Source organism: Mesorhizobium sp. M0676, from assembly GCF_040320535.1.
Classification (GTDB): domain Bacteria; phylum Pseudomonadota; class Alphaproteobacteria; order Rhizobiales; family Rhizobiaceae; genus Mesorhizobium.
In genome coordinates this window covers 22,283-30,872 of sequence record NZ_JAMYPU010000048.1, presented here as the reverse complement: position 1 = coordinate 30,872, position 8,590 = coordinate 22,283, and the positions used below count along the sequence as shown (strand labels likewise).

Here is an 8,590-nt window from a genome sequence, read left to right as displayed (position 1 = left end):
AGCGGACACGGATCACCTGCTGATGACTGATCGCGCGCGGGTCCGGGAAGACACCGAAGTTAAACGGGGGCACCCAGGTGCCCGTCGCCGTTATCTGGACGAAGATTTTCTTTCCGCCGCAGATGGTGGTCTCATCCACGACCGTGGCGCCGCACAAATAGGAGCGGACCAGCACGACCGCGGCGTCCTCGGGCTTGTCGTTCCAGCTCGAAAGCGCGACCGCCTGCGTCCCGGTGTCATTGGACGCGCCGGCCATCACGAGATTGGCCGCGGTTTTGACGCCTGCGCGCATCTGCAGGTAACTCGTCACGTAGGACCAGCCATCGGCGATGCCGAGGCAGACCAAGCACAGGACGGGCAGCAACATGGCAAACTCCACGGCGGCTATCCCGGATTTGTCCCGGACAATGCGCAAGGTCCGCCCACCCATCCCGCTACTCGACAAGCTGAACGGACAGTGCCGCCGGAATGTCGTCCATCCCGAGGCCTTTGCAGTTCTGCTTGATCGTCGTACTGCCTGACCACTGGATAGTGTCGGCGACGACCTGAGTGCAGCCACCGTTCCCCGAGAAGTTGCCAAGGTAGTTGACCTGCTGCTTGGGAAAATAGATGGCGCCGGTCAAAAGCGAGTCCGCTGTGCCGTTGAAGGTGCTCTGTGCCGCAGTCCCGGTCCTGTCGCCGTAGAACAGCACGCCGGAATAGGCTCCGGAGGTAGGCGCGCTCAGCGTCACCTTGGCGTTGCCGTTCATGCTGACGGTGTTGCTGCCTGCCATGAAGATGGTTACCCCGCTGCCGGCGACGACCGCGTTGGCGTTGACCTTCATACCGCCCTGCACGACGTAGACGCCGGGCTGCAGGGTGACGTTGCCGCTGAGGCTCATGCCGCTACAGTAGGTGCCAGGCTGGAGTGTTTGCGACGTCTTGTTGCCGTTGACATTCTTGCAAGGGTTGCCGGCTGTCGGCGTCGCCAAGCCGGAGAAAGGATCGGCTGCCGGCAAGGCTCGGGTGATGTTGGAGTTGCAGACTGTGGTCGCTGGATTGTTCAGCACCATGCCGCCGACCGTGATCAGGCAGTCGGCCTTGAGCACCGCCGAGCCCTGCGTCTTTATGGCGTCCGAGGCAATCGAGTCCGACATGACCGAACAGCCGGTGAGGTTGACGGTGGTGTTGCCGGAAAAGAGCGCAGCCTGGGAGGCCGACGGACTGAGCGCCAGCACGCAAGCCTTGGAGGCGTCATTGATCAGCGCCACCGCTCTTGCTTGTTCGGCAACGGGCGCCTGGTTGAAAATCGCCGTGAAGTAGCGGTCGAGGTTCTGCTTGACGATGACCTCCACTGCCTTCTTCGCGGTGTTCGGGCCGGACAATGGCGGCGTGTTGACCTGGATCGTGCCCGGCGTGGCAAAATTGTTCGAGGTCGCGGACTGCGTGGCGGCGGCGATGATGGTCGGGTTATCGGAACCCGCGACTTTCTCGAGCGCACCGGCATAGGCCGCGGCATCGGCAACGGCCTGCAGCTTAAGGCTGCTGTAATACCAAAAGGATGTCTCCACACCGAGGCCGGCGCCGCCAACCACGACCGGCAAGGTGAAGGCAACGATGACGGCAACGTTACCGTTCGTGGCGCGCCTTAGGCGGCTCAAAGCAAACCAAATCCGGGTGAACGCGTCGGATGCCATATGTATTAGAAACCACGGGATCGTCCTTCATCAGTTCGGTGATCTTGTGAGAATGCCAAAGATGGAACTGTATGCCCGCTGGCTTCAGCTCGGAAGTCATCCGGAGTACGGCATCGTTGATCTCGTCGTCGTTGCACTCGTGCGAGACCGCCAACACGAAATGTTTTACCCGCTTGTCCTTCCAGTGGTCGCCCAGATTGTCAGTGAACTCCTTGACCCACGGTCCCAGTTAGCTCCCGCGTATGTCCGCGTAGCATTTGGCCGAGATGACAACGAACGGCTCCGCGTCGAGATCGAAGCCTTCCACGTCGACGCCGTACTGGGCGACACCGCGTTTCCGCTTTAGCGAGCTGCGTTGTGCGTCCTTGAATTCTTTCCTCAAAAGGTCGCAGCACAGTTCCTCGAACTTCACGCTGCCCACGGCGAGCATGGGCAACAGACGCTCGCGTTGTAGGGACGGCGAGACCGCGCTCGGCGGGGTGACGCCGCGCGGCGGAGCAGAACCTTTCTTGACACGAGGTCGAGGCATGGATGGGGACTCAGGTGGACGTTCGTACCGCGATTGTCACGCGCCGAACCCGGTTAGGGCAACTGTTATCCGGCGTGGTACCCCCGAAGGCTCCATCGACGCCTCCCGACAGCTTGCCCGAAACGAAGGACCGCTATCGGGTGATGCTCGCCTGATCGCGAACGCCCAATTTGAGGGCGCGTACCCGCCATCGAATTCGCATCAGCCTGACTGTCTGCTTTTTGGGGAGGCTTGCTGAAGGGCTGAACGACCGCAATGAGGCGCAAACCCGCCAGGCAGGTTTTGGGCCGGGAGCGGAATGGCGGGTTTCGGGCATCCCTCAAGGTTAGCCGACGTTCGATCGCAAAGCCAACCGTGTGAATTTCCGACCCCTCTTTGCCACTCGAGGCACTCAGGCACATTCCTGGAGCCGGTCAAGTAATCTTGCCCAGAACGACTATTTGGAGTGTCAAACGGACGATGTGCGGTGATCGAGCTAATACCGTTGCGGCTCCGATCCTTCATTTCGAAGGTAAAGGCAGCAGATCAAGCCGCGGCACAAATTCCTCCAGTGAGTCATCAAGCAACGGGGGTTCTTCCTCAGCCTCCTGCTTGGGCTCGACCATCAGAAGACCGATGATGACCAGTGCCAGCGAGGCCCATGTGACAACTGGTATTGCCTCTCCAAGTAACAGCATACTCCAGCCTATGCCGGCTGCTGTTCCAGCATAGGCGTTCTGGCTTGCGAAAACAGCACCGGTGCTGGAGATCAACTGAATGAAAAGCAGCATCGCCAAATTGCCAGCGGCAGCCATCAGCAAGACGATGACGCCAAGCCGACCGGCCACTAGATCAAATGGCATGAAGTCCTGATAAAAAGCGGCAAGTGGGATCAGCATAAAAACCGAGACAACGAGCGTGATGCCGAACAGGGCAACGTTATTGATGTTGGCAGGCTTAGACTCCGATAGATAGATATCCTCGACCGCGTAAGTGACGGGAATCACAAGAGCAATGACAAGCCACACCCAACCGGTGGCCATTTGTCCGGGCTCTCCGTAGAGGAGGATGATGAAGATGCCGGCGAGACCCAATCCAAGTCCTAAAAAGCGCTTCACATTTGGGGCTTCGGTCCGCATCAGAGCGGCGAATAAGAAGACAGCAAATCCCTCGAGCACGATGACAATGGAGACGATAGAAGCTGGGAGCTTGCTTGCCACCCAATAGACGAGGACCTGGTTGATCACCGAACTAATGAATGCAAAACCAAGGATGAACTTGTAATCCGCCCACGTGAGATCCTTGAGGCTCGGCATTGTCCGTCGCTTCAGACAAATCCCGATGCAGAAGACAGCTCCGATAGTGTCAATTAGGATTGCCAATCCGACCGGATGGGCCTCAACGAGCGAAGCCATCTTTGAAAGTGGCACGACAATGCCCCACAACCCACCACATGCCAGCAGCAGCAGAGCGCCACGAAACGTGCGAATATTCTGTCGCATCTTTCGCTCTCGCTCATAGACCTTCTGGGCCATTGTCGCGAACACGGTGGCAAGCTTGCCGAGACCATCCCTGCGGCTTGCCACATCGCGGATGCCAAGCTTTGAAGGATTGAATCGTCCGGTCTCCAAGCTGGCGGCCGCCCTGGTCAGCTTGGCCACCTGCCGCAGGTATTCCGTCTCAACGTCGCGGAGCCTTTTTTTCTCGATGCAGGTTGCAACACGTGCCTTGAGTAGAGCGAGTTCAAAGTCCTTTGGCAGAAAGTCTTCCGCGCCAAGCTCAATGGCGCTTATCACGCTGCTCATTTCTTCATCGAGCGCCGAAATGACGATCACTGGCAGATCGCGAGTGGCTCGCGAAGACTTGAGCGCCTTGAGCACCTCGAAACCATCCATTTCCGGCATGACTATATCAAGGAGTACGAGGTCGAATGGATTCTGAGCAACCTGTTCAAGCGCCAGCTTGCCGCTTGCGACAGCGGTTGTTTCATGGCCGAGCGACTGGATCGCTTTGCTGAGTTTCAGGCGCACTGTGCCTGAATCATCGACTATCAGGACGCGCGCACCCTCTGGTGGGCGAGCCTCAGCTGCGCGAGCCTCAGGTGGTTGAGTCTCCGATACTACGCTCATTCAATTGTCCCCCTCGTTTCAGATCGGCAAGGCGCAAGCTGAGATCTTGCTTCGCCGTATCACACTCCCCCGCAATGAGTTTCACCTCCGTCGCGGCCTCGCTGGGCAGACCGTCGCGGCAGGATTTTTCCATCGCCTCGCAAAGCGCGGAAAGTTGGTTGGCGCCGAAGTCCCGCGCGCTCGATTTCAGCGTATGTGCTGCGCGGCCAAGGCCTGAACGGTCGCCGGACTCCGCAGCCTGGCGCATCTGCTCGACGAGCAACGGGGATTCATCCAGAAAACTCTCAATGAGCTCCGCCAGAGATTCTTGATCCCCACCTATGAGATCAAGGAGCTTGTCGAGAGCTTCCTGTGCCACAGCCATGACCAGACCTTTTGTCGTCAGTTGTGCTTGGGAGCGCGTTTCAGAGAGGCGACCAACTCCTCCACGCGCAGCGGCTTGCTCAGATAGTCATCCATCCCGGCTTCCAGGTACCGCTCTCGGTCTCCGGCCATCGCATTGGCGGTAAGTGCCACGATGAAGGGCTGCAGCGAATCCCCCGAGCCTGATGCGCGGATCAACCTTGTGGCTTCAAGCCCGTCCATGTCCGGCATCTCAATGTCCATCAGGATGACATCGTGTTGTCCCTCGGCGAATGACGAAATCGCCGTCTCTCCATCGACCGCCAAGTCTGCCTTGTAGCCAAGCCGTTCGAGCACCTTGGAGCCAATCTTCCGATTGGTGATGTTGTCATCAACCAGCAGGATCCGTAACGGCAATTTCGCGGCCATCTCAGTATCTAGGGACGGCCCCTTGGGCTGGTCACGCTTGGCCGAACGCGATGGAGCCTCGGCAAAGACCGACATGAAAGCATTGAGGAGCGGCGAGGGCTTGATCGGCTTAGGAAGCATCGCCGCAAATTTGATGCTCTCGATAGCCGCCTTGTTTTTCTCATCAAGAGGGACAAGGGAACTCAGCAATATCAGTGGAAGGTCACCCCTTTGACCAAGCAGACGCAATCGTTTGGCCAGTTCTATGCCGTCCATCTCTGGCATGTTCATGTCGAGCACGACGGCGTCATAATTTTCGCCACTGGAAATCCTGCGCAATGCGTCAAGGGGCGATTCGGTTGTGTGTGGAACCATGGCCCAGGATTGGGCTTGCAGAGACAGGATGCGCCGGTTGGTTGCGTTGTCGTCAACGATCAGCAACCGCTTGCCTGCGAGTTCAACTTTGGCCACAGACATTTGCGCCTGCCTGGGAGCGGGCGCGGCGGAAGTGCGGATGGTAAAGAAGAATGTCGTGCCCGACCCTTCTACACTTTCCACCCATACCTCCCCGCCCATCAGTTCTGCCAGGCGTTTGCTGATCGCCAACCCTAGTCCAGTTCCGCCGTAGCGCCGCGTCGTCGAGGCATCGACCTGGCTGAAAGATTTGAACAATCGATCCAATCGGTCCTCTGGAATACCGATGCCGGTATCGCGTACTGCAAACTTCAGGGTGGACAAGCCCTCTTCGCTTCCGCGGTGGGCTGTCCCCGCGCCCTCAGCTGCAGGCGGAACTTTCGTGACCGATAGTACAATTTCACCTCGTTCGGTGAATTTCACTGCGTTGTTGAGGAAATTGAGCAAAATCTGCCGCAGTCTGGTGCTGTCTGCGACAATTCCGTCGGGAGTACCGGGCTCCACCACGTAAGCCAGGTCGAGCCCCTTCTCTGCGGCCTTGGAGGCTATCAGGTCAATTGCGCTCTCAAGGCATTCCCGGAGTTCGAAGGGACTTGGATCGAGCTCTAGCTTGCCGGCCTCAACCTTGGAGAAATCGAGTATGTCGTTGATAATCGTTAGCAGTGCTTCGCCGCTATTGCAGATCGTCTCGCTAATCTCGCGTTGTTCAGCATCCAGGTTTGTACCAAGCAACAAGTTGCTCATTCCGATCACGCCATTCATTGGCGTGCGAATTTCGTGGCTCATCGTCGCCAGAAAAGAACTCTTCGCCTCATTTGCAGCTTCGGCCGCCTCCTTTGCCTGCTGCAGCGCCAGGGACAGCTGTTTGAGCTCAGTGAAGAGCTGCGCGTTGTGCAGGGCGGCACCGGCGTTGGCGGCGATGGTAGAAAGCAAGCGCAGCGACTCATCAGTGAATATGCCCTCCTGCGTAGTGCTCTGCACACTAATCACCCCCACAGTGCCTTTGGCTGTCTTGATCGGAACGCCGAGATAGGACAGCGCATCCTTGCCGACGGGGGTAGCCCCGATCTGGGCGCTGCGCTCGTTCACATCCTGGTTGATGAGCAGCGGCTCGCCAGTCTCAATGATCTTGCTTGTCAGACCTTCACCGAGTGTGATCGTGGTGGAGGTTTCGCCAAACTGATAAGGGAAATGGATTAGCTTGGTTTCCGGGTCGAGCAGAGCGACGTAGACGATATCGGCATCAAAGATTTCTTGCATCTGATTGCCGATTAACTGGATCGTGCTGTCAAGTTCCGATTCCGCTATGAGCGCCTGACTGACCGTTCCAATGGCGGCAAGTTCAGCAGCCCGGGCCTCGGTCACTCTTAGCAGACGCTGTGTTTCGTTAAATAGGCGGGCGTTAGCGATGGCGACCCCCATGTTGGAGGCGACCGTCTGCAGAAGGCGTACGTCATTTTCATCAAAGGCATTCTCCTGGTAGCTTTGTACACTGATAACCCCCAGCGTTCTTTCACCAGACTTGATGGGCACACCAATGTAAGATGCGGTCCTGTCCTTTTCCTCTGGAAAGAACGCGCCAAGTTCTTTTCCTCTCTCGAGAGTCGTGAAGATTAACGGTTGCCCTGTATCTATGATTTTCGACGCTACACCCACGCCGAACGGGAATGGGTCAATAACTCTATATTGCCTGAAGTATGCATAAGGCACATGGATTAGGCCGGACTGGCTGTCATGCAGCAAAATTTCACTAACCTCGGTCCCGAAGGCCTCCCGCACCTTGTCGCCGACGAGGCGAATAACCGTGTCCAGATCCAGTGACTGCGTCATGGCCTCGCCGACGTTATTGAGAATGGCCAATTCTGCTGCGCGGTCCTCTGTTACTTGCAGCAGGCGCCGCGTCTCGGTGAAGAGCCTCGCCTTTTCAACTGCAATTGACGTCGCATTGCCGATCGTGGTGAGCAGGTTCACGTCGGATTCATTGAAGGCGTGCTCGCGATCAAGGTTTTGCAGCGAGATGACGCCCTTCGCCCGTCCTTCGATGATCATCGGTACGAACAGGATCGACTTCGCCGCCTCACCCTGCAGCACGTGCGGGTTGCCGTATTTCTCGGTCGCGGTGACGAGACCCTCATTGATCAGCAATGGTTGCCCCGTCTCCATGACATGCTTCCGAAAACCAACGAGCGGGATCGGTTCATCGGGGAAGCGAACGCTTCGCTCGATCGCATACGGGAAATGCAGAAGGTTGTCGTCCGGGTTGAAAAGTCCGATATCCACTACCTGGGCATCGAAAATCTCATGGATCTTGTCGCCAATCTGGTCATATATTGCCTGCATTTGCACATCGGAGACGAGCACTTCCTGAACGCCATTCACGAAGGCCAGTTCAGCGTTGCGGGCCTCCATCATTTTCAGCAGGCGCTGGGTCTCGTCAAACAGGTGTGCGTTAGCGATGGCAACGCCCATGCCGGATGACAGCCCCTGCAACAGACGCACATGATCTTCATTAAATGCGTTCTGCTGATAGCTCTGCACGCTGACAACGCCCAGAATTCTGTCTCCGGCGATGATCGGCACACCTAGGTAGGACTCGGTCTCGTCCTCCTCTGTAGGGGTAAGAGCGCCCAACTCATCCGCCCGATCGCCTGAGCCGATAAGGAGCGGTTTGCCAGACAATATGACTCTGGAGGTCAACCCTTCGCCCATGGCAAATGGTGCAGGCTCTTGATAGTCCTTGGAAAAGGCGTACGGTACTGTGATCAGATTAGACGACTCGTCGCGCAACAGTATTTCCGTAACATCTGCACCGAATATTTCGCGCACCTTATCGCCGACGATACGGGTCACTGTCTTGACATTCAACGTCTTCGCCATTGCTTCGCCGACGCTGTTGAGGATCGCGAGTTCTTTTGCCCGGTCCTCGGTGAGGTCGAGCAGACGCTTGTTGTCGACGGAAAGTCGGCTGAGTTCGGATGCCGCAGATACTTTGGCGATTTCCAACTCGGCAATATACCGGTTCGCAGATTCGAGCCGACCAGCGAGGTCGGTTTCGACTGAACACTGCATGTCGGCGTTCTCCCCCAACGACATTCCGCTCAGAGTTTGAGCGG

Annotated in this window: 6 protein-coding genes; 1 reads left to right on the top strand and 5 read right to left on the bottom strand. The window is 57.4% G+C overall.

Annotated features, from left to right (window positions below; genetic code table 11):
* Together NKI35_RS29800 and NKI35_RS29795 are read right to left on the bottom strand one after the other, a co-directional pair.
* A partial coding sequence (locus tag NKI35_RS29800) for a pilus assembly protein (RefSeq protein ID WP_245261973.1) occupies positions 1 to 367 on the bottom strand: 367 nt, incomplete at its 3' end.
* A 67-nt stretch (positions 368 to 434) separates the two neighbouring features.
* Positions 435 to 1,640, bottom strand: coding sequence for a pilus assembly protein TadG-related protein (locus NKI35_RS29795; RefSeq protein ID WP_352742347.1), 1,206 nt, complete (start codon positions 1,638 to 1,640; stop codon positions 435 to 437).
* A 97-nt stretch (positions 1,641 to 1,737) separates the two neighbouring features.
* Here NKI35_RS29795 and NKI35_RS29790 point away from each other — a divergent pair, with 97 nt between their 5' ends.
* A complete protein-coding gene (locus tag NKI35_RS29790) occupies positions 1,738 to 2,022 on the top strand; it encodes a hypothetical protein (protein WP_352742345.1) in 285 nt (94 codons plus the stop codon).
* 683 nt (positions 2,023 to 2,705) lie between these two features.
* Here the strand turns inward: NKI35_RS29790 and NKI35_RS29785 are convergent.
* The 3 genes from NKI35_RS29785 to NKI35_RS29775 are packed head-to-tail and all read right to left on the bottom strand — an operon-like array spanning position 2,706 to position 8,564.
* On the bottom strand, positions 2,706 to 4,313 hold the full coding sequence (locus NKI35_RS29785; protein ID WP_352742343.1) for a response regulator: 1,608 nt from the start codon (positions 4,311 to 4,313) through the stop codon (positions 2,706 to 2,708).
* A complete protein-coding gene (locus NKI35_RS29780) occupies positions 4,282 to 4,677 on the bottom strand; it encodes an Hpt domain-containing protein (protein ID WP_023817350.1) in 396 nt (131 codons plus the stop codon). Before NKI35_RS29780 ends, NKI35_RS29785 begins: the two co-directional genes overlap by 32 nt.
* A 17-nt stretch (positions 4,678 to 4,694) precedes the next feature.
* Entirely contained in the window at positions 4,695 to 8,564 is a 3,870-nt protein-coding gene (locus NKI35_RS29775) for a GAF domain-containing protein (protein WP_352742341.1), read from the bottom strand.
* Positions 8,565 to 8,590 lie beyond the last annotated feature (26 nt).

Coding starts and splice junctions, on each gene's coding strand:
- NKI35_RS29785 (WP_352742343.1), bottom strand. CDS start 4,313: ATGAGCGTAGTATCGGAGACTCAACCACCTGAGGCTCGCGCAGCTGAG.
- NKI35_RS29780 (WP_023817350.1), bottom strand. CDS start 4,677: ATGGCTGTGGCACAGGAAGCTCTCGACAAGCTCCTTGATCTCATAGGT.
- NKI35_RS29790 (WP_352742345.1), top strand. CDS start 1,738: ATGGAACTGTATGCCCGCTGGCTTCAGCTCGGAAGTCATCCGGAGTAC.